A 25,738-nucleotide genomic window follows, 5' to 3' on the forward strand; every position below is an offset into this window, starting at 1 on the left:
TGAGCCGGGGGTCTGTCCTTTCTTTTACCACATCTCATCATGGCTCCATTTATTTTTCTTCGGTTTGTTATTTTCTATCCAGCGTTCGTGATGTTGTTCGTGACATCTAAAACAAATTAAAACTAAGTTGTCCGGCGCGAGTCTAAGCTCAGGTCTGTCTGTTAACTCTTCTATGTGATGCACAATCAGAGCGTTCCTTTTCCTGCCGTTACGATTGAGTGCACCAGTATCAATAGTTAATAAACCTTTCTTCTTGCACCACTGACATTCATAGTTGTCTCTTCTTCTAATGTAATCTCTCATCCGTCGCCACTTCATAGAGTTATAGAATGTTCTGCGTTCATCTTCAGTGACTACCATTCAAGTTAATCGCCTGCCTTTGCTTTATGGATTTGGTTTTACTAATTCAGTTCGACAATTCCGGTTAAGACTTTTGGTTTCGCCAATCTGCTTTACGGTTTTGGTTATCTGGTTTGTGATTCTGGAAATGCAAAAAGGCAAACAGCTTATGCCGTCTGCCTAATTAGATGTAGCCGTATGAGTATTTAGATACATGGCTGGATCACTGCTCCCTTCTCTCATATAGAGTTAACAAGTTATGCATGTAATCCTCACCACCTTTATTCCAAAACTTTAACGAATGGATAACATGTTGTGTATAATAGAATTAACTATTCTTAAAGTGAGGTGATAATATTTCTAGTTACTTTAACAACGTCAATAACTTCAACTACTTTGGCAATAGCATGGCAGATGTGGCGGCAGCAGCTAGCTACTCCAACACACTCGCCAATGTAGCTAAAGAGATGACTGTGAACCTCAGCCCTTTGCAACAAGCGGCGCAGCAAATCGACATGAGTCTAAAGCCTGCGAGAGAACAAATGAGATTAAATTCAACCTTGAGCGAGAGCGTAAGAGAAAAGATGTTCATCAACCAAGAGTTTTTTGATAGAATCGCTCCACGATTTGATATGTCCTCTCTTGCCATCCCTCAATTCGAAAGTGCACTTAAAGCAATGAATATCTCGGCTATCCAAGAAATGCAGGAGTCGCTCGCCTTTTATAACGAATCTATTTTGAACGAGATGATGACCAGGCAACTTTATGTCAATGTCGCTACCGCTGAAGTTAGTGATGATCTGAGCGAAGATCAAGAATCTGTATGGTATGAAATTCGTGACAAATTATTTGAATACTCCCCTACAGTCATTTACTATGCTCTCGGTATTGGATTAGCAACTTACACTACTATTCAGATCATTACTGACCCTACAGGTTTGGAATTTATAACTACTGTAGCTGGTCATTACCATAATGAAGAAACTGCAAGGCGTAACAAAGACCGTGACACTTAATAGTGCAACGGTCTTTTTTTCTTTGCAAAGTCATTATAATCCGAATCGATGTAAAAAAAGAAATAGCGTTCCTTCTTTCTCTTATGTCTCTTACGTCTCTTTCTTCTCATGTTTCTCTTTTGTACCGGGCTGAGAATTGAACAGTATAATGACAATCTGGTCGATTCGCTCATACAGGTTGCGGTTGCTGATGTTGAGAAGCACTTTAATACGTTGCTTATTCTCCCCTTGCTTGAGCAATTGTAATATGTGGTAGTTTTTATCGCTGTTGATATGGGTCTCATGTGTATCGATAAATGACACTTCATGAATCAACTTCTCCAGTTTACGCCGTTCATTGTCATTGCGCATGATTATGGATGACACCTTATCTCCGGTCTGACCCTGTCCTTTAGGCATCGCAGACTCTATGCCGTATTGAGCTGTGCTTGTACTGTCCGACTCATACACCTGTGATTGTATGAGTCGCTTCTTCCAATGATAATCGTTTATGATTTGCCTGATGTCGTTTATCAAATACAATTGCGCCACCCCTTATATTACTTATCTTCTAACATCATCTGCTCTTGAGCGTCTCCATCCGCTTCCACATAACCACGCGCCGGATCATACTCTTGCCCTTCAAATATCTCGTCGTTGACCTTCTCTTCATCTTCGAGGAAGAGTTCATCCCTCATGTAAAAGAGTCGCTCTATCTGGTCGTTGATGAAGTCTTTGTCTTCAATGTCGATGGTGAACTTCGGCTTGACTGCCTTGTTTGTTATTGTGGCTTGCATCACTGCGCCCGTCTCTGTCCATTCGAGACTAAAAGTTAAGTGTTTGTCCGTAATGTTGAATGTGTTGAACAATACCTTGTCGTGGTCCACACCAAATGTCTTTACAATAAGCTTTTCTGATTCTCTAATGTTTCTCATTTTGTTTTCTGTAGTCATTAATAATTCTCCTTTATGAATTGTTTATATACTTTCATGTGTTCCGTCAGTGCGTCCTCGTCAATGCTATACTCCACGCTTTCGGCAACGACTCTATCTTCGACGAATGCTTGATTCGTTTGCATACCCAACTCGATAAGGTGACCGAGATTAATATATTTTATTTCTGCTTGCATCAGCTTCATGTACCTTTCTTCAGTAATGGTGACTTGATTGTTTTTCATTTAAACAACTCCTAATTAACAGATGATGTAATATCATGTGCATGAAAGTCTACGACAAATGAGTCTTTCATCGTCCATTCGTCATAAACAGTCACTGATAACCGCGACACTTTTAATGTCTTATATATCTTCTTATTACGTTTTAACAACATTCGTTTAATTCTATTAATCGTGCCCTCAACATCGTTTGGGTTGAATGCGCCATCGAATGGTTCGACTGTAATAAATGCACAATCATTATATATTTCATCGACATACAATGATTTCAACAAGCAATTCTTTTTACACTGACAATTGAGTATGCCATGCAAAGTATTTTGTAAGTGTCCATTCAACATAGCGTTCATTCTCTCACTCCATTCCTTTTAAATTGCCCTGTAGTTCAAACGTTTTAACTTTTATGATACATAACACCTAAATGATGTTAATGCCTCTCACAATCAATCCTGTGCATTTCTAGGACTATGCGCGAGCCTTTCTCTTTTGCGCTCGTCGTTTCTTCTGCAACTCGTCATATTCAATCCAACCGTATTTATCACCGTGTTTTATGTTCTTACACAGCCATACGATCAATTTATCCTGGTGGATGTATTCAGCCAGCTTACGTTTCATCTTTGCGTCCGGTGTCGCCATGCCTTTGATGTCGATGTATACCTCATGACCGTCGTGATACTTCACTCTAAAGTCGAGTCGGTAATCCATCTTGCGGCGGCGCTTGCCGTAGTAGTCGAATCCTGGATGTAGATTGAGAACCGGCTGTAACTCTATTTCTGTGATGTAGCCGGCTCTTTGTTTAACCAGCAGATGTTCGTAGTATTCGGCTTCGGCGGTCGAGTCGAATTTAATGCCGTCGACGACTTTCTTCTTTGCTCCGTATTTGGTCAATGGTCATCACCTTTTTCTTTGCGGTTCATTTAATCAGCCCCTTAAGATTGCTGTATGCTATGAGACGTGAAATTCACGACAAAAGCATCTTTCATCGTCCATTCGTCGTACACAGTTACTGTGAGTTCTTCCACGCCCAAAACTTTGTGTATCGCTTTCTTCCTCCTCAACAACGTACGCTTGATTTTGTCTATGGTTTCTTCTATTTGATTTTGATTGAACGCATCATCGAATGGTTCGACATCAATGATCGCTGTATCGCTATATATTTCAGTGACATGTAAAGATTTTAGCAAACAATTACCTTTGCAATTACAATTCAATAATCCGTGCAGCGTTTCTTTTAAGTGCCCATCCAGCATAGAGTTCATTCACTCCGCCTCCTTGTAAACTTCTTTCAAACCTCTTCTAAGCCCTACATCATGACCTTCCGAAAATCCTTTATTGTAAATGGTTCTTATAGCCTCTAAGTAGTCAGTGTCGAGATTCATTCCGTTATCCTCTAAAAACTCTGCTATTTCATAGTCTGTCATTCACTCCACCTCGCTTTCGACATGTGTTACCGCCCGATAGCATTGATTCATTACGAATAGTGCTTTCTTATGAAACTCTATCTGTTTGTTGCTGTCTTGAAAATCTCTGGGTAATTCATCAATCATCATCAGCGTACGCTTTATAAATTCATCCCACGCCTTAGATTTGGCGTAGACTTCATTGAGTTCTTCCATAAGTTTGTCCGAAAGCGGTGCGTTATTATTGACAAGAATTTTCACGCTGTCCTCATATTTATAACTCACTCTAATTCACCTCGCTTTCGACGTCATTCGTAATGATTTCTATTTCATCTAATAAATTTTCGTAATTAACTAAATCTTCGTCACCTTCTCCTAAACCAGTATTTTCGTCGATGACTTGTTCTATTTCATCATACGCTTTTGCTTTGGCGTAGACTTCATTTAATTCGTTTATTTTATTATAATAATTATCTGAATCCTTTTGAGCGATGCTATTCGGTTCAGGGCCTATATCATCTAAAATTTCGTCTTTATATTCATAAATCATCTAACCACTCCCCAATAATTGTATATGTGCATGTTGCGGTTGGCGTTTAGTAGTTTCCCGCCATACGTTCAAAATTGATCTTATTCTTACGGTTGTATGCGTCGATAATATCTTTTGAAGTGAAGCTGTAGTGATCGAGTATTCTCAATGTCGTGTACATCGTGAAAGGTAAATCATTCACCAATTTCAAGTAATTCTTGATTGCTAAATCCGTCAATTGACTTCCTGACATCATTCCGTCTAAAGACACTAGCTCTTCATGTAAATCTTCTGCTGTATTCATTTTATTCACTATCAACATTACAAAGTGAATGACATCAATCGCTTCATCAATAATCTTTTCACGGTCTACAGGTTTCGATTTCCAATACTTCCAATTGTCCAGGTCATGGCATTCATTGATAAATTCTGCTTTTTCCACGGATAGAGCGATGTAATGCTTGTCGTCCATATCAAGCCATTCATTTTGACTGATGCCTTTCTTCTCTCTGATGTTTTTATCCAACTTTTCCTGTTGTGTCAGCAGATATTCAATGTCTGCAGCTGTTATTAGTGTTTTCATTTTGTGTCCTCCATTCCGTTTCTCGTCATTGCTTCAAGCATTTTCATTCTTACGTTTGTCTGCCCAGAAGCCATCAGCATGTCAATATATGAATCGTTGAACATGTCCAGCGCTTCAATGTCCTCACGGATAATTGGTAAGTCGTCCATGAGTTTGTCGTACATGACCTGGTGTGGTGTTTTTGGGTAGATAATGAGTTTGATATCGTCTAGGGTTTTCATATTGTCATGCTCCTTCTTCTGTAATCTTCGCCACTGATTGCAACAATCATCGTGTTCTCTGTCATACGACTGAACACACGGGCCAATTCCGGTGACTTAGTAAAGTCTTTGCTGTTGTAATTCGTTGTATAGATGGTGCATTTGCCACGCCTGGAATCCACAAGCCTAAATAGTTCTGATACTTCAAACTCAGTCATCCTGTTTGCGCCGACATCATCGAGTACAAGCAAGTCTGCGTCCCTTGCCATTTTAGATATTGGGTGCCTTTGATTCTTATCGCTGAACTCTTGCTTGATTTTGTCGATATAGTCCGGCACGGACATAAACAGAACTTTGTAGTGTTCATCTGCGATCGATTTTCTAATGGCAGCGGCGAGATGCGTCTTCCCCGTTCCGTATGTGCCTTGAAATAAAATGTTTTGCCCTTTCTTTAAGTGAGCCTCGAAATCATTGATGTAATGTCTCGCTACGTTGAGTGCGTGTTTTTGTGCATTTGATTCCGCCTGGTATTCATCCAATGTCTTTTCTCTGTAGTCACCATAAATCAGTGATCGATTATCAAACGTTTTGGCGTTAATTTCTCTTTGCTTTGCATTAATCAATTTCGTTTGTTCGCAAATACATCCGGCGTCCCTGATTTTTTCGGTGCCATCTTCGTAAGTGGTAATGACTTGCTTTAATTCCCTTTGACACACATCGCATTTCTGCGCAGATCCATCGTCATTTGTCAGATGAATCACTTGTGTCGTGAATTTTCTATTATCATCCATGAAGTCTCCGATGCCTTTCATGTAAATAACTCCCTTCTAAAATAAATCTTGATACTGTGATTGACCGGGGAATGATTCTTTTTCGTTATCCCTTTGATTCTCCATTGCATTTATATCCGATAATTTTTTAGTGTTTTTGTTCCGCCAATTTCGGATGATGCCTCTCACATAACCGACCGTCCTTTTATTGCTATCCACACCAATTTGTAATGCTTTAATAATTGCATCCTTTTCGAATCCCTCTTGATACCAACCATCCAATTCTTCAACCGACGACTGACCGATCGTTCCATAGCCGTTGTTTTCGTAAAATGAGATGACTTCTCGCAAGTCAGATTGTCCCTTATTGTCGTTATTAGCATTATTGTCATTATTGTCATTATTGTTTGTATGCATTCGTGATGCACTCGCGTCGCTTTCGTGATGCATTCGTGATGCATTGGCGGTGCTTTTGTGTCGCTTTTGCAAATCTTCATTTTGGTATAAGTCATAGTTGACAATGGTTACAACGGTTTTTTTGGTGTCGCTTTTTGCGGTCAACATTCCGTCGCTCTCCAATAATTTTAAAAAGTTTTTTACTTTGTTGTTGGACCATGACCAACGCTCACATAACTGCCGGATACTGGTTATTTTTTGACCTCTTTTGACAGTTACAAGTTCGTTACCTAGCAATATCTTTTTGTCTTTATGATTGACCATTAGAAGCAAATCAATCCATGCTTCAAACTTTGAAAATTTCCTTTTCTCTTTAAAGGTCCAATGATCTTCGATGCTTCTGTATAAGCTAATCCAACCAGCCATATAATCACCTCACATTCAACTGGTCGGCATCATTTAGAAAGGCAAATCATCATCCCCGACATCCACCGGCCCGCTCCCCTGAAATGGATTCTCCTCGACCTTCTGCTGCTGATTATTCTGTCCTCGAGCCTGTCCGGGTGTCGGACCGTAGTTATTACTCTGATAATTATTATTCGACTGCCCCTGATTACTGCCTTTTGGCTCTAAAAACTGAACACTATCAGCAACAACTTCAGTCACATATACACGTTGACCTTCTTTGTTCTCATAATTCCGCGTCTGCAATCTGCCATCAATCCCGCACAACTTTCCTTTACTCAAGTACTGATTAACTGCTTCAGCTGTCTTTCTGAAGCACACCACGTTGATGAAATCCACCTGCTGTTCGCCATCTTTATTGCCGAACGGTCGATTGACCGCAACATTGAAACTCGTCACTGATACATCGTTCTGACTCACTCTTAAGTCGGGATCGCGGGTTAAGCGACCGACCAATACAACTCGGTTTATCATTTAAAATATTCCTCCATGTTTTTATTTAATTACTGCTCTGCATTCGCTACATACGGTAATTCTTTCAATACCTGTGTCGTCGTATTTAACACCGCTCGACACTTTCGTACTGCCACACTGTTTGCACCTGTACCATTCGTCTGCTTTTAAGTTTTCGATGTTCACCTTATCCACTTGTAGAGTGCTGACTAAATCTCTGGCATCTGACACTTCTTTTACAGCCTTGTTGTATGCTTGCTCCCAATACTCTCTGCGCTCTTTCAATTCCTTATCCAACCGTTCTCGTCTATCATTGTCCAATTCCATCATCGAACCTAAGAAGTGATTACTCTTCTTCAATTCTGCAATTGCCTTCTTCCTAATTTCAGGGTCATCCGACTTTGATAGTGCGAACATTTCATCTTCGTACTCTTTATTAAATTTGTCTTTGAGAGTCTTCATGTGTGGCATAGGGTCAACAGCCACTGTGTGCGTCTCGTCATTAACTTCCTGATACAATCTATCCTTTTTACGTTTCAGATGCTCTAAGCGGTCAATTTTGGCTTTCTGCTCGGTTAAAAACTTGATTTCCTTTTCTTCGTCTGCAATTTCACGGTCGATTTCGGATTTGGGTTCGAAGGTGTATTTTATATATAAATCTAATTTAGATATCCAATTTTTCCAGAGTTTACTTTCTGTTATTGCAATTAGTATCCACGCTCCAACAACTCCCAGAGCCGTTCCAAAAAATATTGACAGTGTGATTCCATCCATACCTATCGCCTCCTACACATATTCATAAGCTCTGATACTCCGAAAATCACACCAACAATCGTCCAGACGACTGCTAAAATTGTTATCAATGTAATGAGTAAGGTCATTTAATCACGTCCCAATCTATCGAGTGTAAGCACTACAAAACACAATGCAATAAACTGTAAATATTCATCTTGGAAGACGACGAGATAGAAGAATGATATGAGTACTGCTACCATCAATAAGAATCGGGTCATTTCCCACTACTCCTTTCAGTCGCTTCATACAGTCTTACGCTTATGTTTATGCCTTTATATTCTTCAGAACGTTCGTTGAAGAAATCTAACGCCCAGCCTTCATCTGTCGTTTCCAATACAACGTTGTAATCAATTATCACTAAATAGACTTTATCCATACGTTCATTCCTCCACTTTTAAAATATATCTATCTTTAAATTCAATGGTTCTGACTGTATAAGTCGGAAACTTACTCTGCGCCAGCCGTGCCAGTGTCTGGATGAATTTCTTGTTGCGTATCGGCTTATAATAGGTGATGTGGCACGGTGGATGGATCAATCTCAGTTCGCCTTGCAGCAGGCTGTTTGTAGGTTTCATCTAAAACAACTCCATCTGATATTTATTCGGTTTTCCAACTACTGTCACACGTTCATATCTCACTTTATTCCGTTTGACCATCGGGCCATGCGATATGATTTTTAATCGCTCCTTTAAACGTCGCCAGCACACCTCACACGTGCGCCGTTCTTCTATCGGGTGTAAATCATCGTCATGGTATTCAAACAGGAATGGCAAGGCAGATTTAAGTTCCTGACACTCCTCGCAACGTTTCATGACTTCACACTCCATTTAGTAAACATGTGGTCAAACAACATCCTTGTATACGGCTGCGGTTTCCACTCCACTTTCTTAACAGGTTTATTAATCGTTATGACCTCTTTTAGCTCAGGATCATACTTAGTATCTGTCGGCGTTGGTGCGTACTTATCATTTAGTGTGTGTCTCACTCTCACTGTCTCGTCCTCCAATTTCACTATTGATATATCACTTCTTCTCTTGGATGATGGTGCAGAATAAAAACGTAAAGTCTCTTCTTTAACGTCCAGTATTTCAGCCAGTTGGGGTATTGACCCACTATCGATAAAACGTTCTTGTCGGTATAAGGCGTATACTGGATAGTCCGTGGCAACATGTACAATGTCGTAATCCTTTGAAGCGCCATGAATGTACCGACTGACCCGATTTGACGACAACCCCAGATATTCCGCAATTTCATCTGTATTGCCTGTGACTAAAAACTCATTATTTTTATAGCAGCTATAAATCTTTCGTTTTCTCGCCAATGATTATCACCTCGCTATCCTCACAGGCACGCCCGTTACTTCTTGTATTTTTTCTTTGAATTCATTTGCTTTGGCATTGTCTTTCGATAAATGGATCAGTGTGATTTCTTTCAGTTTCGATAAGTCGCTTGCCTGTAAATACTTAATGGCGTTCTCTAAGTTCAAGTGGGACTTCATGATTCGGTTTGCCAATGCCCTGTGTAGCACTCCGTTTTCGACCCGCTCCATCATGTAGTCGTAATCATGATTGACCTCTAACATCATGTGAGAGAGTCCTTTAAAACGATAACGAATGTAGTACGTGTCCGTTGCAAACAGTAGCTTACTACCGTTGTCACTGCGTATGAGGAAACCACACGGCTCCGCCACATCGTGCTGTGTCTCAAACGGCTTGATGGTTAATGTGCCAATCTTGATTTCATCCATGTAATTGAATGTTTTCAGTCTGTGGTGATGGATTTTGAGTGCTTCCTTTGTGCCGTTTGTCATATAACAGTTGAGACCCGCTTTTAAATACTGTGCAGTGTACTGCGAATGGTCTCCATGCTCATGAGTAATCAGAACCGCTTTAACCTGCCTAGTTTTAAAATTAAGTGCCTGTTGTACCTTTTCGAACTGAATACCGGATTCAAGAAGAATGGTAGTGATCCCGTCCGAAATTTTGTAACAGTTTCCGGACGAGCCACTGCCGATGGTTTGGATTTCCATTTAAAATGGATTCTCTTCTTCGTCATCAAACGACGCTTGTTTTTGCTCTTTGACTTCTCCAGTTTCTTTGTCGTGCTCCGGCACTGGTTCAGGTTCCACATCTTTAAATTCCGCATCCATTGGTTCATCAAAGTCGAGTGCTTCTGTCGCTTGATTCTCGTCCACCTCTGCATCAAACACCTCTTTACGCTGTCTGTTGTCCGCTTCCTGTGCGAACTTCAGTAAGCCTTCATCAGTTGAAGTATTGATATAACGTTTAGAAGCACGATTGATCACCGTCTTTTTAGCCATTTCTTCTTTAAAATTGTTGTGTGTTTTAGAACGCTTTAGCGCTTCTCTATCCTTAATCATTGATGACTGCATCCATGCTTGCTCAATCTGTTCAATGGTCATCACTTCAACGTGATTCGCCTTATCTTCGAATACTATCGTTGCGTATGCGCCAACAATATTGTCCTTGTTCACACTGCCAAATTTCTGCTTGTGCTTTGGATTGACAATTGAGCCGTTCTCGTCGATGTCATAAGAGAAATCATCGTCCTTATAGATGACTTGGCTCACGACATTTGATGCCCCTGCATCCCTTTTCAGCATCATCACGTTACCGTGATAGCTACGTTGTAATTGCATGCTATTTCCGTATGGAATGAAATACGCTTGATTCTTCGCCGGATTGAGTCCTTGTGTGACCATGTCAAGCAGAGCATTCGCCTTGCTCGCATCTGAGGTATTCATCAATTTGTTATCCTGACTGATTTTTAACCATGCCTGCTTCATTGCGTTGGATGCAGAATAATCTTTCGGCAGTTCGAGATTACCTTGAGATTCCAACACTTTAACCTTATTCAATACACTGTCCGATACATTTTTTTCTGCGAGTAACTGGCTTTCTACCTTTTGTAATTGCGTTTGATTTTGTTCGGTCATTTTTATTCAGTCTCCTTTGGTTTAATATCTATAATTTCTGTAATTTCGCATTGGAAAAAATCTACTAATTTTTGTAACGTGTCAAATTCAATTCCTTTGGAATATCCATTTGCTAGGTTCGATATAGTTGTCCTTGAAAGCCCGGTGCCCTCATGAACATCTTTAATACTTAATCCTCTGCCATAAATGAGTGCTCTGAACTTCAAATAGGTCATATCATCACTTCCAGTTCAACTTATCAATGACGTAACGATCATCTGGATTGTTCTCTTTAATGGTCTTCAACTTCTCTTTCGCTTCCTTTTCGTTTTTGGCAGTTGCAACTCTTTTAAATGTCTTGTCTGATTTTTTAAAAATTCCTAGCATATTATTCAGTCTCCATTCTTAATTTTTTATCCGGCTCACTCACAATGAGTTGTATCTGCTGTGATTCCGATTCTTTCAGTTCCGTCACTGCTTCAGAGTTATCCACGAACATGAATAACTCAATGCCGTAATACTTTGATAAGGTGTTTGTGATGTCGATGCCTGCGTTAATTCTCATTGCGTTATTCAGACCACCGTCGTAAGTCACGCCGTTGACCATGACCTCACACGTTTCCTTGATGTCGCCATTGACTTGCGTATGGAACAATTTAAATCTCGCAAGCTCGAACATCTGATTGACCTTGTCAGTAATTAGATTGACCTTCGTCTTTGTGAACTGATCGAGCAGATACTTTTGATGCTTCAAGTCCTCTATCGTGTCCAGCAGCGCCTCTTCCTCCTTGTGTAGCTCTTCAATTGATGTCCTGATGCGCTCAGACGACTTGTAATCGGACAAGATGCCCTGTGCATCCCTCAACACTTTCTGTTCGTGCATGATGTCCTCAGCCACCTTATTCACCGCTTCTGACTCAACCTCACGTTCGTTTCTTAACTTCGATTCCAGCTGTTCAATTTCTTTTTGAAGTGTCTTGTACTGGTCGTTGTTTTCAGCAGAAACTGTATTGCCTTTATGTTTGTGGAGTTGCGTCGTTTTCTGTTTCAGTTGTCTTTCGACCTCGTCCACTTTCATGTCAATGTCGTTGCGTTTCTCTTTGTTGGATTCAATGGCTGCCGCTAAGTCTTTGCCACTTTTAATCGTCTGATTCAGTTGGGTTTCATAGTTTTCCAGTTTTACTGATTTATCTTTGTTGAACTGCTTTTCCGCATGTGCTTTCGCTTCTTCAACCTTGTGCTCCTGGAGTGACTGACCGCACGACGGACACGTGTCCTCAACGTCTGCGTTAAACGTCTGCATTTCGACTTTGTCACGTTCCTTAGTGATTTCTTTGTACTCTTCAAGAAGACTGTCCTTACGAGCGGACAGGGTCTCAATTTCGCTATTGATACGTTTGATTTGACCGCCGTATATGTCCATGTCCGCTTCCAGTGACGAGATTTCACGTTCTAATCCGTTCACTTTATCTTGCGTGCCGGATTCTAAATCTCTTTTGAGGTTGTCCAGTTCGAACTGCTTATCAGATATTTGACGCTTGATTTCGATGACTGAACCGCAGTTCTGCAGTTCAACTTTCTTATTGTTAAGATTTTCAATTTCCTTTTCTTGTCCGTCGATGGTGATTTCGAGTTGGTCAATATCGCCCGAGAAGTCTTCATCTGGTAATTGATCGTTGAGTGTGTTTATCTTGACCGGAATGTGCTCCAGGTCTTCTTTCGCCTTCTTCAATTTCTCATTCGTAATTTTCATTTGGTCGTCCACGGTGTGTCGATGAATGAAGTCCATTAATGGCTCCAGCTCTTTACTGCTCTCAACCACTTGCTCATCCGATACATCGCCGGCAATTTCAAATAACATCTTGCGTTTGTCCTGCCAGTGTAATTTCGGGAATGCGTCGGGATTGGTCACTAACTTAAACACTTCTTCATCAATCATCTTGCCAATTTCAGTTTTATATTTCGTAATCGGGAATGGTACGTCGTCGATATATTGTTTGGTGGTACGTGAGTTTTTATAGTGCTTTTTCGTTGAACCCTCGACCTTTTCATAGTTCGGATGTGACTCTCTTTTGAGTGTTAAGTCATTGCCGTTATAATCAAAACTCGCTTCAACCGTCGGTACTTTTTCGTGGATATGATCGTTATTTTCATTTTTCGGAACGATATCTATTTTTTGGTCTTGCAAGCCTTTATCAAATAGCAACCAGTTCAGCGCAACGGCTGTGGTCGTCTTGCCAGTCGCATTGTCGCCGTAGATTTTCGCATCCTTGCCGTTGAAGTCGAATGACTCGTCCTTAATGCCTGCAAAGTCTTTGATTTTGAGTGTCAGTAATCGTAGTCGCATTTTCCAATCTCCTTTAATGTGATATATTTTAGTTGTGATATTTTTCATTTCGTCCTGTTGTCGCAGGGCGATTTTTATTTGTATTCAAAATCCACATCGCGCCAATTCGCTTTCAGTATCTTTAAATTCGAATCTTTACCCTCCTTCACCTGTCTTTGATACTCTTTGATTGCCCCCGCCCTACTTGTGTACGGTTTAGAACTACGGTACATATACCTACCACTTACAACTGCAACGATGTAACATTCATCCGTCACTTCCAATCACTCTCCCTTATCGCTTTTCTGATTTGTTCGTTGTACTCTGCTCTCCTGCTTTCAAAAGCTTTTGGTATGATGCCGCCACGCGTCATCCCGTGCGCCTTTTCTTGTTCTTCTGGTGTCATTGTCATTAACTGTTGATTTCTTCGTCTCACCGCATCCAGTTCATCCTGCTTATCTTCTAACTTTGAACGTAGCTCCCAATTTTCAACTTCAACTTCATACCAGCGCTGTTTCAGGAACTCAATTTCCTCCTGCTTATCCATCGGCCTCAACCCTTTCTAATTCGTAATCGGGAATGGTGTACATCGAGTCGATATTGTCATATAAGCAAGTGCCCCGCTTTTTCAGGATGTCGCCGTTCTCCAGCTCGATAAATTTGATACCGCCATGTTTGTTCCTTTGCACTTTGACGACGTCCAATTTTATATTTTTGCCTGTGTTGTAATTTGTTGCTTGAATGATCAATCACTTCACCTGCTCCCATAAATAATCAGTAAATTCATCTTGAATATTGTCATGCAATATTTCGATACTCTTTATCCTTTTGAAATCCGCGACGTGCCCGGACACCCAAACGATGAACTCATACATCTTGACTTCTGTGTGACTGACAGCGTTCTTGTATTTCAGAAATGCTTGGAATCTCGGTTGATATTCATCCGTAAACAATTCAAGTTGCTTCATTTAACCGACCTCCCAATACCCAATCGCTACATCACACATGTACAAAATCAGTGTGCCTACAAGTGTTATAATCCCTAGTGATACCAATCCCATGCCGAGCGAACCAACGCCGACAGTCGCGAAAAACAGCTGTAAATATGACATTAGAACCACCCTTTCTTTTGTGCGCTTTCAACTGCTCTGAGTTCCTTCTGTGCTTCAAGACGTGCGCTACGTTCTACAATTAATGCTTGATTAAGATTTGCTTTATTTTCCTGAAGCTCGTCAATTTGCTCTTTCATACGTTCGTAAGTTTCGAGTGACAATGTGACTGATTCTTGCATTTGATGCTCTCCTTTCAACATTCTGCTCACCCTTGCCCGAGTCGATTATTTTAATCTGATATTTCTTGCAGAATATCTTTCATATATTTTTTTGCTTTTTCCGTTTCCCACCAAATCTTTTTAGTGCCTCTGCGATATTCGATTGACCTCATGCGTGGATCATCAACAAAGTGTGTATTGAAGAATGAGAGGCTGATGCACATGAAGTCACACAACGTTTGTTTATCTGCAAACCATGCGCCTTTCATAGTTAGACCTCCAATAGTTAAAATGTTTGAACTTCAGGCTTAAAAAAATATTTATGAATATCTTTTTCTGGAATGCCCAATAACTTTCTAGCCCTTTCAATATCCCTGTCTTTCCAGCTGACTTTATTATTGAGCTTTAAAGATAGACTTCTTTCAGACATTCCAAGCGCTACTGCAAAGTTATATTGTGTGCCGTACTTCTCGATGATTTTTCCGTTAAGAGAAGAATAATCAAAACACATATTGCTACCTCCTTTCATAAGTTCAAATGTTTGAACTGACTCCATCTTATATTGTCTGTTGAACTAAGTCAATGATAAAGTTCAATTATTTTAACTTTAACTATTGAATATAAGTTCAAACAGTTGTACAATTGAATTATCAATAGGGAGGACATTATATGAAGAAGAAGACATCAGACAGACTAAAGGAACTCATGAAAGAAAGAAATTTAAAACAAGTTGATATTATTAATAAAAGTTTGCCGTACCAAGAAAAGTTAGGTATTTCAATGTCTAAAAGTCACTTATCGCAATATGTTAATGACAAGTCTAATCCTGACAACTTTAAGTTGTACCTTCTCTCTTTAACACTCGATGTAAGCGAGGGCTGGTTAATGGGTTACGACGTGGACAGGCAGCGCGTACCTGATGAAGAAAGAGTCGATGCAACTTCTAAAGTCGCTGATATCGTCACTCAATTAATTCCTAGTCGACAGAATAACGTTTTGCTTTATGCCGAACACCAACTGACAATTCAAAAGGAAGCCGACGGGAAAGTTATCTCTTTAAACTCATACAAAAATGATGTGGTCAACGTAGTGAATGTTAATGGATATGCTTCAGCCGGTACTGGAGAAACACTGACTGATGACGTGTTATTTACAACTCAAATAAAGGGATACGTTCCTCCGCACGATCTAGCGTTGCAGGTAAACGGAAACTCAATGGAGCCGATGTTTGAAGACGGAGAAATTATATTTGTTGAAAGAACACAAGATATTAATAGCGGGCAAATAGGAATATTTATCATTGAAGGAGAATCTTTTATTAAAAAGGTTTTTATAGAAGAAGAAAGGATCAGATTAGTTTCGCTGAACAAAAAATATGAAGATTTATTTTTCTACGACAACCAAAACATTGAATTGATTGGTAAAGTCATATTATAAAATAATTTAAAAGGAGTTTTATGGATGGATTTTTTTATTGCTTTACTCGCTTTGTTGTTCGGCTTTCTGGCAATTGCCGCTTTCATAGCGGGAGTCGTCATGTTAATTATATTGTTGGTGAAACTGTCGAAGAATAAACCGACGAAGAAAACAAGCATCACCGCCGGTTCGTTAATCGGTGGTTCGGTCGTCGCTTTCATTTTGACCATTATTTTGACAGTATCTTTGCCAGGTGACGAACAATCATCCAACACCACAGCAAGCTACCCTACAAGCAGTTCGGATGCACAGTCAGATGATGAGGACGATGAACGAGAGTATGCAGGCGTTGAAGTGGATGGGATGACAGATGAAGAAATCGACGAATCAATTGATGGCGCTTTGGAAGATGAAGAAGTGGAGGTAGTCGAGGAAGAAGAACCAGTTGAAGAAGATTTAATCACTGAAGAAATTGACGAAGAAGAAATCGAGGAGGACATCGGACCAAGCCGCGACGTTGAAAACTTAGACAACTATCGTGCGGATGTCGATGTTCGAGATATTGAGCGCAACCCCCATGAGTTTACTGACGAACTAATCACTTTTGAAGGTGAAATTATTCAAGTGATCGAAGAAGATTCAATGGTATTTTATCGAATCGCAGTGAATAGTGATTATGATCGCATTGTGATGGTGAGTGCCTTAACAGTCACACTGGATGAAAGATTACTAGAAGATGACTATGTGACAATTTACGGCATGTTCAACGACTTAATCACTTACGAGACTGTTATGGGTGGGAGTCGAACCATACCGGCTTTCGTGGCACATGGCGACAGAATAATATTACAGTAGCTCCTTAAACTCTTGCCCGAGTCAAAAGGAGAATCGGAATGAAAGTGACCAAAAGAAGTAATAAACACAATGCAATATATCAGTATAAAAATACCAGAGGAACATTCTGGGGCTATCGTCTGAAGTATTATGACGACGATGGCAAACGTAAAGAAGTGAAGCAGTCAAAATTCGATAGTGAACGTGAAGCTTTTGAACATTTGATGCAAATGCAGTCGGATATTGATAATGGTCGATTGAACAAAAATAATAATATCACTGTCGGAGACTGGTATCAGAATCATATGAACATGAACAAACCGGACGATGACGGCTTGAACGGACATTGGTCTTTAAATACCTACATCAACAGAGAAGTCGTATTCAGGCAGTATATCAAGCCGTTGATTGGTCATGTGAAAATGGATAAATTGACCCTACATTTATACCAATCCGCATTTATTAACGAATTAAGAAAAACATTGAGTGCGTCCACCGTGGATTTATACCATACATTTATGATCATTTCCGTGAATGCAGCAGTGAAACATAAAATTATTAAAGAAAATCCAATCATCGATGTTGTGCTACCTGAAGATAGAGTTGTCAAAGAAGATAAATTTATTGATGTGGATGAATTACAATTGTTTTTAAAAGACATGGAAAAGAATGATAATATCACGAATTATACCATTGCAAAATTCATGGCGTTCAGTGCGCTTAGAATCGGAGAATTGAGAGCCTTGAAATGGAAGTATGTTGACTTTGATAAATTGCACGTGAAAATATATGCTTCAATGACTAAAAATAAGTATGGACTCACCAAAGGAAAGAACAAGCGTATTGTGCCTGTGGATCAGTCAGTCATGCAGTTGCTTTCCGATTATCGTAAATGGTGCATTAAGCGGAAGTCCGGAATCTTGAACGAAGAAGATTATGTATTCATTTCAGAACAGAACGGTTCGCTCATTGGCAACTCGACATTTACATCAGCATTGCAAAGAAGTAATGAACGTACTGGATTAAACATCAAACCACACACATTAAGACATACTCACAGTGCTATATTGATTATGCAGAACCGCTCACTAAAAGCAATCTCCAAGCGATTAGGTAACAGTGAAGAAGTGTTAAGGAGTCATTACGGCCACGTGATCGACAGCGTAGATTTAGACACGATGAGCGCATTTAGCGAAGCATTGGAAGATAAAGCTGGGGCTGAAACTGAGGCTGATAATGATGTGGTACAGTTCAAACGTTGATGTGATAGGTTTTACAAGTCAGATAGATACTACTCAAGATAATAAGCATTTACCATTACAAAGACCGGCAGACATTGATTTTTCAATGCTGCCGGTCTTTTATTATGCCTTTTTTAATCCCCTATTATCTTTATATAACTTTTGCGACTGATAAAAATAGTCAGACAGTAGTTGTAGACAAAACCCCTTCTGCTAACAGAAGGGGTTTGTTATGAGCCGGGTCGAGACCCCTGCTCAATAGATTTAATTTTTCAGTGCTTTTCTAATACTGTTTTCGGCGTAGAAGAATAATCGGCCGAAAATGATACAGATTATTAAACTTAATAATATATAAATAATCAGCGGCAAATTACTGATGCTGTCTGCAATCAGCCAGAAATAGAACATCTGAACCAAAAATATATGATAGGAAGCTTTCCCCATTTTAACGATTAATCCGGTGACAGGATTATCCGCTTTGAATTGATAGGCATTCAATCCAATCACAATCAGTAATAACGTCCAAAAATAAGACGGTGCATGCTGGCTTTGCCAATATCTTTCAATGAAAAAGTTCCATTCCTGATAATACACACCCGCTATATAAACTGCACTTACAGTTGCTATAGGAATCAGCCATTTATAGTTTATCTTTTTAGGATTCAGAGCTAACCAGACCCCTAAAACCAAAGCAAATAAATAACGGACGACTATTACTCTGTAAACACTGCCCGGCACATCAATTAACATACAGAATGCATCTATCAATATACTGATAAAGAATAAAACAATCGTTCCGACAGTCAGATTCTTTTTAACCAGCATGTATATTAAAGGTAAGATCAAGGTCGCCTGTATAATTATAAGAATGAAGTAGCTGCCGGGCCCCCATCCGCCGGTAAACAAAGATGTAATCAGATTTGTAAAACTCAATCCATCCAAAAATAAAAAATGGGCTATGACTTGTATAATCCATATAAAAAGAAAAGGATAAAGCAGTCTTTCAACCTTACTGTAAAGAAATGAAAAATTATAAAACTGATTCAGCCTTACATAACCTCTCCGTTGAAAAGATGCAGCGGTGTTATACCCTGCAAGCAACATAAATACCGGCACAGCCTGCCAGATGTAAAAGGGAGATAAAATGGCAAGCAGCATTTCCTCAGTTAAACTATGAATTAATATGACAGCAAGGATTGCCAATCCCTTTATGATGTCAATATTATGATTACGCTGCTTCATGTTCGGCTCCTTGAGATTAATGTGTATCGTAATCATATATTAATTTTAACACTGTGACAATCAACATCCATTATGGAAAATCAGCAGCGATCTGCTTTCGGGTGATGAATCAACCGGTCTTTATTTACAAAATAATTCTCTCCATCAACAAAGTGGCGGTTGGGAAATAGGGATAATGCCCTATTTGTTAATATTTTTCTATGTGATATATTTAACTTGTAATACACTTTCATTTTGAGGGGGGGTGAGATTATGGATTTGAAAAAGTATTTGATGGCCGGCGGTCTTTCTTTAGTACTGGTTCTTGGTGCGTGCGGCGGTGATACTGAGGAAACTGATGATTCAGCAGATGACGCTGCAACAGAAGAGTCGTCGACTGAGGAAGAATCAACAACTGAAGAGAGTTCGGATGAAGGTGCTGAAGACACTGAGGAATCGGATGACAGTGCTTCAACAAGTGATGTGGACGCAGAAGGTGTTGCACAGAGTTCGTGTGCTTCCTGTCACGGCGGGGATTTCCAAGGAGGCATGGGACCAGCTTTGGAAGGAACTTCTTTAAGTGAAGAAGAATTTACCGACGTCGTAAGAAACGGTCGGGGCTCGATGCCTGATTTCAGCGAAGATCAAGTCAGTGAAGAAGAACTGACTGCGATGTATGATATGTGGTCTGAATAAGCAGATTTTACTTATCGGACAAAAGAGAGACGGCCTGGTTTTTAACCAGACCGCCTCTTTAAATTTATTTAACTTTACGCACTTCTCTTACCAGATTGGGAAAAAGTGAAAAACCATCCACTTCCATATATGATTTCTTGTGGGCATATGCGACTTCAAGTTCCTGCTTCAGCGTTTCCGCAGTATACTTCTCTGTTTCGAAAATTTCTTTCTTACCAGATGTGTAAACAATCTCGATTTTATTCATTATCCAACCTCTTATCTTCAAAATATCATTTTAATATTATCACAAAATTGACTGTTTTGGATATTTAATCGTCTTGTTTTTCATTCAGTCTGTTCAATGTATCGATTGCGCCCTGGCTCATCACTTCAATGCCGTATTTAAAAGCATCTTCATTCACTTTGAAAGAAGGACTGTGCAGCGGTTTCTGCCCTTCTCCGACAGAAGTGCCGAGCCAATAATAAACACCGGGATATTTAAGCAGGAATCTGCCAAAATCCTCTCCGGCAAGACTCGGCCGGTAATCCGGTACCGCTGCTTCGCCGTACAGATTCACTGCCGTCTGCCGCATCTGGTGGGCCCACTCTTTTGAACTGATCGTCGCTGGATAGCCGTCCAAATATTCTATTTCAACAGAAGCCCCCATCGCTTCGACAACATTTTCAACTATGTTGTGAAACCTTTCTTTAATCATAGTTTTCATACCATTGGACTGCGTCCGTATGGTCCCCACTATTTCAGCAGTTTCAGCAATGACATTATGCTGCGTACCTGCCTGAAACTTGCCCACAGTAACAACGGATGGTTCATACGGATCTGAATTTCGACTGACGATTGTCTGCAGTGCATTGATTACCTGTGTACCGACTATAATGGCATCCACTGTATCGTGAGGCATGGAAGCATGTCCGCCCGAACCTTTGATTATCAGTTTGAAACGGTCGGAGTTCCCCATGATCGGCCCGGGCATGATTCCGAATTTACCGACAGGAATCGACGGCCAGACGTGCTGGGCAATCAGGACATCCGGTTCTCTGCCATCAAATACACCTTCATCCATCATCCGCTGCGAACCGCCGGTCGGTGACTTTTCCTCGGCCGGCTGAAAAATCAACAGTACTGTGCCATGCATCTCTTCACATCGATTAAGCAGTACTTTTGCTGTTGCTATCAGCATCGCGGTATGCGCATCGTGGCCGCAGGCGTGCATCACTCCATCATTTTCTGAACTGAATGGTTCGCCTGATGTTTCATGTATCGGCAGCGCATCAATATCCGCCCGGAGTCCGACAATACCGCCTTCATGCGCACCTTCGATGACACCGAGGATACCAGTACCTGCAAAGCCCGTCTCAAACGGGATATTGAGAGCACTCAACTCCTCCTGTATCCGGTTCGATGTACTGAACTCTTCGTCACTCAGCTCAGGAAACCTGTGCAGTTCTCTTCTGAATTGAATCGCATCTTCCACTATCCGGTTGAAATCCATTATAATCCGCCCCTTCAGTCATCATTAGACTCTCATTTTAAATAATAATCGATATTTTCACCGTCAAAATCAAAACCGATATGTTTTTTACCATTGTCGAGCATCCATTCAATATTTTTATAATCCACCGTTTTCTTGCCCCCGTTTGCCTCCAGTGGTTCATTCAGATTCAGTTGAAGTACATGACGGTATTTTCCACCGTACATGATTCTCGTATTCACTATTTTAAAACCCAGTCTGAACTTATCCTTTAGGCTGGGAATATTTGTCGGCAGCACTGTCGTCATTATTTGTTTGAAACGGCCGTCGGCCCTCACCCTCTCAATCAGCTGGCGTCCAAGTTTTGTCTGAAGCCCCTGCCCTCTGCAGTCTGGATGGATAAAAGATATTTCAGAGTAGATTACCTCTGTCCTGTCTGTTATTTCTCCATCTTCGGCCAGGTGTTCCGGATCATCGAGCGGCGGAATATACATTGCGCGGATTGCTTTTAGTTCCTGTTCTATATATACGCCGATGATAAACTCCTGCTCTATCATTTCAATAAACTCCGGTCTGTCTATCGTTTCCAGTATCATCTTATCCTGAAGGTCTTCATAAACAAGTGACTGAAGCGCCATCACATCATTCAAGTCATCCAATTTTAATTTTCTTACTTCCACCGCGCCACCTCTTTTCAAATACGTTATTAAATTTAATACAATTTTATATTTTTTTAGTGAAATACGTTTACATTTCTGCTCACGGGATATAGTAATTACGAGGAGTTGGTGTATCATGACGATAATAGTCAAGTATAGTGACACCAAGAATAACAAGACTCGATATCACTTGATTTCAAACCCGGGTGATACTGAACATATTAAACAGCACTATATTAATAAAGAAAGTCATTCAAATAATATTGGCCAGAAAATGCTCGAATTCATTTATCCGAATCATACAGAGAGATTCAGGATATATGAATTGAATTATAGAAGACACTGATCAGTGTCTTCTATTTTTATATGTTCACTTTCAGCCAGCTGAACATCAGGTCCAGCCACTGGCTCGCTCTGTCATCTATTTTCCCGGTCAGTTCTGTTCCCAGACTCAGACCGTGCTCACCATGCTGGAATGTGTGTAATTCCCAAGGGACTTGATGGTTATCGAGCACTTTGGCAAAGTCCAGGGAGTTCTGGATAAATACAAGTTGATCCTCCATGGTATGCCAAATGAATGTCGGCGGTGTGTCTGTTGATACATAATCTTTTAAACGGGTCAGGCGCATCATTTCCCCGTCCGGCTCCGCACCATAGATCATTCTGGATGCCATCTCCATAAAGCGCGGGTCGCCCATACCTCTTTTTTCGGCAATCTCTTTATTCAGCATATAATCCAATATAGGATAGCTCAACACCTGGAAATTCGGACGGAACCATCTGTTCTCTGTTCCTACAGCTTCTTTCAGCCATTCGCTTGACCAGTGAACACCGAGACTCGCTGCCAGGTGGCCGCCTGCAGAAAAACCGGCTACGCCGATCTTATCCGGATCAATATTGAATTCATGGCAATTTTCCCGTATGAAGGTCATTGTTTTCGCCAGTTCCGTCAGCGGTGTCGGAAATTCAGAGCCGAGCTCCTTGTCATCTTCGACCATACTTGCAAGCTGATAAAGTTCATCACGCTCCGGTGTCCTGCCTTCTTTTTCTATCGCACTGCCGATTGTTGAATAATTTAATATAAACACATGATAGCCCTGTGCGAGAAACTGGTAGGCAATCGGCTCCGCTTCCCTTTTCGATACGTACATATAACTCCCGCCGGGACAGATTACCACTGCAGGATGCCCTTTTGATGTTTTTTCCCTTGCTCCGAGCATCATCGTCACTTCAGCATGATGATCGCCTATATAAAAACTTTGTAAATTCATCAATTTTCCCCTCTCATCAATTAAAAACCAACTCTATTTATCAACTACCATATTATCATATAGTTTTATGAAGGCACAAAAGACAAACCTTGTTCTCATGGGCATTTAAATAACCGACATGATAACATTGTAAATAAGGAAAAGAATTGATGAAGGAGCCATGAACAATGAGAAAAATAACCAGATTTGCAAAAGAAAACGGATTTAAAGCGCTGCCGGGCACCTCTATCGCCACATTGTCCAAAGACAATATAAAATTCAGGATCATGAGACAGGCAGAAAATAAATACAAATTGACCATTTCAAAACGCGGTGACATTTTAACAGAACCGTCCTATCATACCACTGAAGAAGGAGTCATCGATAAAATCATTCATTTCCTGAATCAGTAAACGATAAAAGGATTTGAAATTCAAATGATAGTGTTATCATGTAGTTATACAATATTAATTTGGGGTGACGTAGATGGGAAAGGTTTTTTTGATTCGTCATGGATTGACTGAATATAACAAATCATTGCGTTTACAAGGGGCGAGTGATATTCCGCTCAATGAAGCGGGACTATTACAGGCAAAAAATGCATCTGAATTTCTTAAAGATGAAAAGTTTGATGTGATACTTTCAAGTCCGTTATCGCGTGCTTATGCTACTGCTGAAATCATCAATGAATACCACGATTTAAAAATTCATAAAATGGATGAGTTGAAGGAGCAGTATTTCGGCCCTTTTGAAGGGGAACATATTGAAAATATCCGCTTGAAATACCCGGAAGGCGACATTCCCGGTGTCGAAACATTCGATTCACTGGCTCAAAGAGCAGCAGCAGTGATGCAGTATATTGAGGACAACCACAAGGATGAAAATGTGTTGGTTACAGCACATTCCAGAACAATAAAGTCCATCCTCTCGTTGTATACGGACGAGGTACATATGGTTTTCACCAAACTCGACAACTGTTCTTTAAGTGTCCTCGAGCCGGAGAACAATAAGTGGAAAGTGCTGGACTACAATGTGAGTACACTGGTATAGATAAGTTTAAAACGGCTGTATGGAATTGTTCGATTCCATACAGCCGTTTTATGTCTAATAATATAGTCTAACGCCTTTTTATCGGCAGCACTTTTAAATATGTGACCGTTCTCCATATCCATTCCAGCGGACCGAACCTGAATACTTTCATCCACAGATGACTGTATATGACTTGTACAATGAACACCGCAGCCACTATCGGTATGAAATAAACTGCATCCACCCTGTTGAACAGATTGAAACCGTAAAATATGACCATCATAATAACCGTCTGCATGATATAGTTCGTCAAAGCCATCTGGCCGACAGGCTGCAGCACTTTGACGAGTGCGGGCAGTTTTCTTACGATGATTAAAAATAATGCGATATAGCCGAGTGACATCAACGGTCCCCCCATCGTCGAACTAAGCATTGACAGCATCGACCATGCAGGATCAAGCGATTGATAAGTCACGGCGTATCCCGTCAATATTTTAACTGGCAGTCCGACACCGAGGCCGACCGCAGCCACTTTGTTAATAAGACCTTTATTTTCTTCAAGATTATTAAAGATGCCTCTTTGTGCCGCATATAATCCAATCAGAAAGACAGCGAGCACGTTCGGAACCAGAAATATGATATTCATCAGACTGATGCCGAGAAATGTCGAGTTCAAAATGATCAGTTCTGAATAACTGCCGCCATGAATCGTTTCCGTCATATCAAACGGCAGCGGAAAGGCCCCTTCCACCGGTACATTCACTCCGAATAGGAGGAGTGACATGAGTAACAGGAAGACGGTGAAAATACTCAATATACTGATGCCGATGATCAGATTGATTTTAGGACGCAGTTTATAGAAAAATAATAACAGAATACCGGTCACTGCATATGTCCATAAAATATCCCCATACCATAATAATACGCCGTGCAGAATACCGAATATCAGCAGCATGCCCATCCGGCGCAGGAATAATACATTCGTTGACTGGACTTTATTTTGCGCCCTGGATAAAAATATGTAAAAACCGAGACCGAACAGAAATGAAAACATCGTATAAAAGTTCGTTGTGACGAAAGTGTTGATAAAGAAAATCGCCCATTCGTTATATTGTCCTGTAAATCTCTCTGTTGCCTGCTGCTCCATGCCGTCCTGCATCATCGGTGTCGCAAAGGACATGATATTCATCATTAATATGCCCAGCAGCGCAAAACCTCTGATACCGTCAATTTCATGAATTCTTTCTGAAAAAGAGATCGGCTGATACTGATTGACCACGAACTTCACCT

Annotated in this window: 47 protein-coding genes; 7 read left to right on the forward strand and 40 right to left on the reverse strand. The window is 40.5% G+C overall.

The annotated features are described in order from the left end of the window. Positions 1-24: 24 nt before the first annotated feature. Positions 25-360, reverse strand: a complete 336-nt coding sequence (locus BO48_RS02955; RefSeq protein ID WP_496365950.1) for an HNH endonuclease — start codon at positions 358-360, stop codon at positions 25-27. Positions 361-746: 386 nt separating this feature from the next. On the opposite strand from BO48_RS02955, the gene BO48_RS02960 reads away from it, so the two are divergent. After that, positions 747-1,355 carry a hypothetical protein gene (locus BO48_RS02960; RefSeq protein ID WP_496365951.1) on the forward strand — a complete coding sequence of 203 codons (609 nt, stop codon included), beginning with the start codon at positions 747-749 and terminating at the stop codon, positions 1,353-1,355. Between the two features lie 90 nt (positions 1,356-1,445). Here the strand turns inward: BO48_RS02960 and BO48_RS02965 are convergent, their stop codons facing one another. The 33 genes from BO48_RS02965 to BO48_RS03125 form a co-directional block, all read right to left on the reverse strand. Then, complete coding sequence (locus tag BO48_RS02965; protein ID WP_496365952.1) at positions 1,446-1,877, reverse strand: hypothetical protein; 432 nt, start codon at positions 1,875-1,877, stop codon at positions 1,446-1,448. 17 nt (positions 1,878-1,894) lie between these two features. Then, positions 1,895-2,287: a hypothetical protein gene (locus BO48_RS02970; RefSeq protein ID WP_496365953.1), complete on the reverse strand. Its 393-nt coding sequence runs from the start codon at positions 2,285-2,287 to the stop codon at positions 1,895-1,897. Then, the gene (locus BO48_RS02975) at positions 2,287-2,511 is read right to left on the reverse strand and encodes a hypothetical protein (RefSeq protein ID WP_496365954.1); all 225 of its coding nucleotides are present in this window, start codon (positions 2,509-2,511) and stop codon (positions 2,287-2,289) included. The genes BO48_RS02970 and BO48_RS02975 overlap by 1 nt, the downstream gene beginning before the upstream one ends. Before the next feature lie 11 nt (positions 2,512-2,522). Further along, a complete protein-coding gene (locus BO48_RS02980) occupies positions 2,523-2,783 on the reverse strand; it encodes a hypothetical protein (protein ID WP_496365955.1) in 261 nt (86 codons plus the stop codon). Between the two features lie 190 nt (positions 2,784-2,973). After that, a complete protein-coding gene (locus BO48_RS02985) occupies positions 2,974-3,396 on the reverse strand; it encodes a DUF1064 domain-containing protein (RefSeq protein WP_496365956.1) in 423 nt (140 codons plus the stop codon). Between the two features lie 41 nt (positions 3,397-3,437). Further along, positions 3,438-3,692: a hypothetical protein gene (locus tag BO48_RS02990; RefSeq protein ID WP_496365957.1), complete on the reverse strand. Its 255-nt coding sequence runs from the start codon at positions 3,690-3,692 to the stop codon at positions 3,438-3,440. 75 nt (positions 3,693-3,767) lie between these two features. Continuing rightward, the gene (locus BO48_RS02995; protein ID WP_496365958.1) at positions 3,768-3,929 is read right to left on the reverse strand and encodes a hypothetical protein; all 162 of its coding nucleotides are present in this window, start codon (positions 3,927-3,929) and stop codon (positions 3,768-3,770) included. Further along, complete coding sequence (locus BO48_RS03000) at positions 3,930-4,193, reverse strand: hypothetical protein (RefSeq protein ID WP_496365959.1); 264 nt, start codon at positions 4,191-4,193, stop codon at positions 3,930-3,932. Between the two features lies 1 nt (position 4,194). Then, positions 4,195-4,458, reverse strand: a complete 264-nt coding sequence (locus BO48_RS03005; protein ID WP_496365960.1) for a hypothetical protein — start codon at positions 4,456-4,458, stop codon at positions 4,195-4,197. Between the two features lie 46 nt (positions 4,459-4,504). Then, positions 4,505-5,020: a dUTP diphosphatase gene (locus BO48_RS03010; protein ID WP_496365961.1), complete on the reverse strand. Its 516-nt coding sequence runs from the start codon at positions 5,018-5,020 to the stop codon at positions 4,505-4,507. After that, the gene (locus BO48_RS03015) at positions 5,017-5,241 is read right to left on the reverse strand and encodes a hypothetical protein (RefSeq protein WP_496365962.1); all 225 of its coding nucleotides are present in this window, start codon (positions 5,239-5,241) and stop codon (positions 5,017-5,019) included. The genes BO48_RS03010 and BO48_RS03015 overlap by 4 nt, the downstream gene beginning before the upstream one ends. Continuing rightward, complete coding sequence (locus BO48_RS03020) at positions 5,238-6,032, reverse strand: ATP-binding protein (protein ID WP_496365963.1); 795 nt, start codon at positions 6,030-6,032, stop codon at positions 5,238-5,240. The genes BO48_RS03015 and BO48_RS03020 overlap by 4 nt, the downstream gene beginning before the upstream one ends. Positions 6,033-6,047: 15 nt before the next feature. Then, positions 6,048-6,812, reverse strand: coding sequence for a DnaD domain-containing protein (locus BO48_RS03025; RefSeq protein WP_496365964.1), 765 nt, complete (start codon positions 6,810-6,812; stop codon positions 6,048-6,050). Positions 6,813-6,845: 33 nt separating this feature from the next. Then, positions 6,846-7,325, reverse strand: a complete 480-nt coding sequence (ssb, locus tag BO48_RS03030) for a single-stranded DNA-binding protein (protein WP_496365965.1) — start codon at positions 7,323-7,325, stop codon at positions 6,846-6,848. A 21-nt stretch (positions 7,326-7,346) separates the two neighbouring features. After that, positions 7,347-8,078 (reverse strand): hypothetical protein, encoded by a 732-nt coding sequence (locus tag BO48_RS03035; RefSeq protein WP_496365966.1) that lies wholly within the window; start codon positions 8,076-8,078, stop codon positions 7,347-7,349. Between the two features lie 107 nt (positions 8,079-8,185). Then, a complete protein-coding gene (locus tag BO48_RS03040) occupies positions 8,186-8,317 on the reverse strand; it encodes a hypothetical protein (RefSeq protein ID WP_496365967.1) in 132 nt (43 codons plus the stop codon). Continuing rightward, positions 8,314-8,475, reverse strand: coding sequence for a hypothetical protein (locus BO48_RS03045; protein ID WP_496365968.1), 162 nt, complete (start codon positions 8,473-8,475; stop codon positions 8,314-8,316). Before BO48_RS03045 ends, BO48_RS03040 begins: the two co-directional genes overlap by 4 nt. 4 nt (positions 8,476-8,479) lie before the next feature. Further along, positions 8,480-8,674, reverse strand: a complete 195-nt coding sequence (locus tag BO48_RS03050) for a hypothetical protein (RefSeq protein ID WP_496365969.1) — start codon at positions 8,672-8,674, stop codon at positions 8,480-8,482. Beyond that, a complete protein-coding gene (locus BO48_RS03055; protein ID WP_496365970.1) occupies positions 8,675-8,911 on the reverse strand; it encodes a hypothetical protein in 237 nt (78 codons plus the stop codon). It lies immediately after the preceding gene. Further along, positions 8,908-9,420 (reverse strand): hypothetical protein, encoded by a 513-nt coding sequence (locus BO48_RS03060; protein ID WP_496365971.1) that lies wholly within the window; start codon positions 9,418-9,420, stop codon positions 8,908-8,910. The genes BO48_RS03055 and BO48_RS03060 overlap by 4 nt, the downstream gene beginning before the upstream one ends. Before the next feature lie 6 nt (positions 9,421-9,426). Continuing rightward, entirely contained in the window at positions 9,427-10,128 is a 702-nt protein-coding gene (locus tag BO48_RS03065) for an MBL fold metallo-hydrolase (protein WP_496365972.1), read from the reverse strand. After that, complete coding sequence (locus BO48_RS03070; RefSeq protein ID WP_496365973.1) at positions 10,129-11,055, reverse strand: recombinase RecT; 927 nt, start codon at positions 11,053-11,055, stop codon at positions 10,129-10,131. A gap of 2 nt (positions 11,056-11,057) precedes the next feature. Then, positions 11,058-11,270 carry a helix-turn-helix domain-containing protein gene (locus BO48_RS03075; protein ID WP_496365974.1) on the reverse strand — a complete coding sequence of 71 codons (213 nt, stop codon included), beginning with the start codon at positions 11,268-11,270 and terminating at the stop codon, positions 11,058-11,060. Positions 11,271-11,274: 4 nt separating this feature from the next. Then, positions 11,275-11,421, reverse strand: coding sequence for a hypothetical protein (locus tag BO48_RS03080; RefSeq protein ID WP_496365975.1), 147 nt, complete (start codon positions 11,419-11,421; stop codon positions 11,275-11,277). A gap of 1 nt (position 11,422) precedes the next feature. Continuing rightward, positions 11,423-13,381, reverse strand: coding sequence for a hypothetical protein (locus tag BO48_RS03085; protein WP_496365976.1), 1,959 nt, complete (start codon positions 13,379-13,381; stop codon positions 11,423-11,425). A 74-nt stretch (positions 13,382-13,455) separates the two neighbouring features. After that, positions 13,456-13,638, reverse strand: coding sequence for a hypothetical protein (locus BO48_RS03090; RefSeq protein WP_496365977.1), 183 nt, complete (start codon positions 13,636-13,638; stop codon positions 13,456-13,458). Then, positions 13,635-13,907 carry a hypothetical protein gene (locus BO48_RS03095; protein WP_496365978.1) on the reverse strand — a complete coding sequence of 91 codons (273 nt, stop codon included), beginning with the start codon at positions 13,905-13,907 and terminating at the stop codon, positions 13,635-13,637. The genes BO48_RS03090 and BO48_RS03095 overlap by 4 nt, the downstream gene beginning before the upstream one ends. Further along, a complete protein-coding gene (locus BO48_RS03100; protein WP_496365979.1) occupies positions 13,900-14,109 on the reverse strand; it encodes a hypothetical protein in 210 nt (69 codons plus the stop codon). The genes BO48_RS03095 and BO48_RS03100 overlap by 8 nt, the downstream gene beginning before the upstream one ends. Further along, complete coding sequence (locus tag BO48_RS03105; protein WP_496365980.1) at positions 14,110-14,328, reverse strand: hypothetical protein; 219 nt, start codon at positions 14,326-14,328, stop codon at positions 14,110-14,112. After that, positions 14,329-14,472, reverse strand: a complete 144-nt coding sequence (locus tag BO48_RS03110; RefSeq protein ID WP_496365981.1) for a hypothetical protein — start codon at positions 14,470-14,472, stop codon at positions 14,329-14,331. Continuing rightward, on the reverse strand, positions 14,472-14,651 hold the full coding sequence (locus tag BO48_RS03115) for a hypothetical protein (protein ID WP_496365982.1): 180 nt from the start codon (positions 14,649-14,651) through the stop codon (positions 14,472-14,474). The genes BO48_RS03110 and BO48_RS03115 overlap by 1 nt, the downstream gene beginning before the upstream one ends. A gap of 50 nt (positions 14,652-14,701) precedes the next feature. Then, entirely contained in the window at positions 14,702-14,899 is a 198-nt protein-coding gene (locus BO48_RS03120; RefSeq protein ID WP_496365983.1) for a hypothetical protein, read from the reverse strand. A gap of 17 nt (positions 14,900-14,916) precedes the next feature. Then, complete coding sequence (locus BO48_RS03125; protein ID WP_496365984.1) at positions 14,917-15,141, reverse strand: DUF739 family protein; 225 nt, start codon at positions 15,139-15,141, stop codon at positions 14,917-14,919. Positions 15,142-15,299: 158 nt separating this feature from the next. Between BO48_RS03125 and BO48_RS03130 the strand changes: the two genes are divergently transcribed. The 3 genes from BO48_RS03130 to BO48_RS03140 are packed head-to-tail and all read left to right on the forward strand — an operon-like array spanning position 15,300 to position 18,142. After that, entirely contained in the window at positions 15,300-16,067 is a 768-nt protein-coding gene (locus BO48_RS03130; protein WP_496365985.1) for a S24 family peptidase, read from the forward strand. Positions 16,068-16,091: 24 nt separating this feature from the next. Beyond that, positions 16,092-16,901, forward strand: coding sequence for a hypothetical protein (locus BO48_RS03135; RefSeq protein WP_496365986.1), 810 nt, complete (start codon positions 16,092-16,094; stop codon positions 16,899-16,901). Between the two features lie 38 nt (positions 16,902-16,939). After that, the gene (locus BO48_RS03140; protein ID WP_496365987.1) at positions 16,940-18,142 is read left to right on the forward strand and encodes a site-specific integrase; all 1,203 of its coding nucleotides are present in this window, start codon (positions 16,940-16,942) and stop codon (positions 18,140-18,142) included. A gap of 243 nt (positions 18,143-18,385) precedes the next feature. Here BO48_RS03140 and BO48_RS03145 read toward each other — a convergent pair whose 3' ends face one another. Further along, positions 18,386-19,363: an acyltransferase family protein gene (locus BO48_RS03145; RefSeq protein WP_496365988.1), complete on the reverse strand. Its 978-nt coding sequence runs from the start codon at positions 19,361-19,363 to the stop codon at positions 18,386-18,388. A 252-nt stretch (positions 19,364-19,615) separates the two neighbouring features. Here BO48_RS03145 and BO48_RS03150 point away from each other — a divergent pair, with 252 nt between their 5' ends. Beyond that, the gene (locus tag BO48_RS03150; protein WP_496365990.1) at positions 19,616-20,038 is read left to right on the forward strand and encodes a c-type cytochrome; all 423 of its coding nucleotides are present in this window, start codon (positions 19,616-19,618) and stop codon (positions 20,036-20,038) included. 64 nt (positions 20,039-20,102) lie between these two features. Here BO48_RS03150 and BO48_RS03155 read toward each other — a convergent pair whose 3' ends face one another. From BO48_RS03155 to BO48_RS03170, 4 genes are all read right to left on the reverse strand, one after another. Then, on the reverse strand, positions 20,103-20,285 hold the full coding sequence (locus tag BO48_RS03155; protein ID WP_496365991.1) for a hypothetical protein: 183 nt from the start codon (positions 20,283-20,285) through the stop codon (positions 20,103-20,105). A 64-nt stretch (positions 20,286-20,349) separates the two neighbouring features. Next, positions 20,350-21,531, reverse strand: coding sequence for a M20 metallopeptidase family protein (locus BO48_RS03160; protein WP_496365992.1), 1,182 nt, complete (start codon positions 21,529-21,531; stop codon positions 20,350-20,352). 32 nt (positions 21,532-21,563) lie between these two features. Next, positions 21,564-22,190, reverse strand: a complete 627-nt coding sequence (locus tag BO48_RS03165) for an N-acetyltransferase (RefSeq protein ID WP_496365993.1) — start codon at positions 22,188-22,190, stop codon at positions 21,564-21,566. 341 nt (positions 22,191-22,531) lie between these two features. Next, positions 22,532-23,440, reverse strand: a complete 909-nt coding sequence (locus BO48_RS03170; protein ID WP_496365994.1) for an alpha/beta hydrolase — start codon at positions 23,438-23,440, stop codon at positions 22,532-22,534. 167 nt (positions 23,441-23,607) lie between these two features. Here BO48_RS03170 and BO48_RS03175 point away from each other — a divergent pair, with 167 nt between their 5' ends. Both BO48_RS03175 and BO48_RS03180 read left to right on the forward strand, forming a co-directional pair. Beyond that, positions 23,608-23,832 (forward strand): hypothetical protein, encoded by a 225-nt coding sequence (locus BO48_RS03175; protein WP_496365995.1) that lies wholly within the window; start codon positions 23,608-23,610, stop codon positions 23,830-23,832. A 73-nt stretch (positions 23,833-23,905) separates the two neighbouring features. Next, entirely contained in the window at positions 23,906-24,469 is a 564-nt protein-coding gene (locus BO48_RS03180) for a histidine phosphatase family protein (protein WP_496365996.1), read from the forward strand. Between the two features lie 67 nt (positions 24,470-24,536). Here the strand turns inward: BO48_RS03180 and BO48_RS03185 are convergent, their stop codons facing one another. After that, the gene (locus BO48_RS03185) at positions 24,537-25,727 is read right to left on the reverse strand and encodes a DUF418 domain-containing protein (protein WP_496365997.1); all 1,191 of its coding nucleotides are present in this window, start codon (positions 25,725-25,727) and stop codon (positions 24,537-24,539) included. Positions 25,728-25,738 lie beyond the last annotated feature (11 nt).

The sequence above is a fragment of the Lacicoccus kunmingensis DSM 17847 genome, from assembly GCF_059568765.1.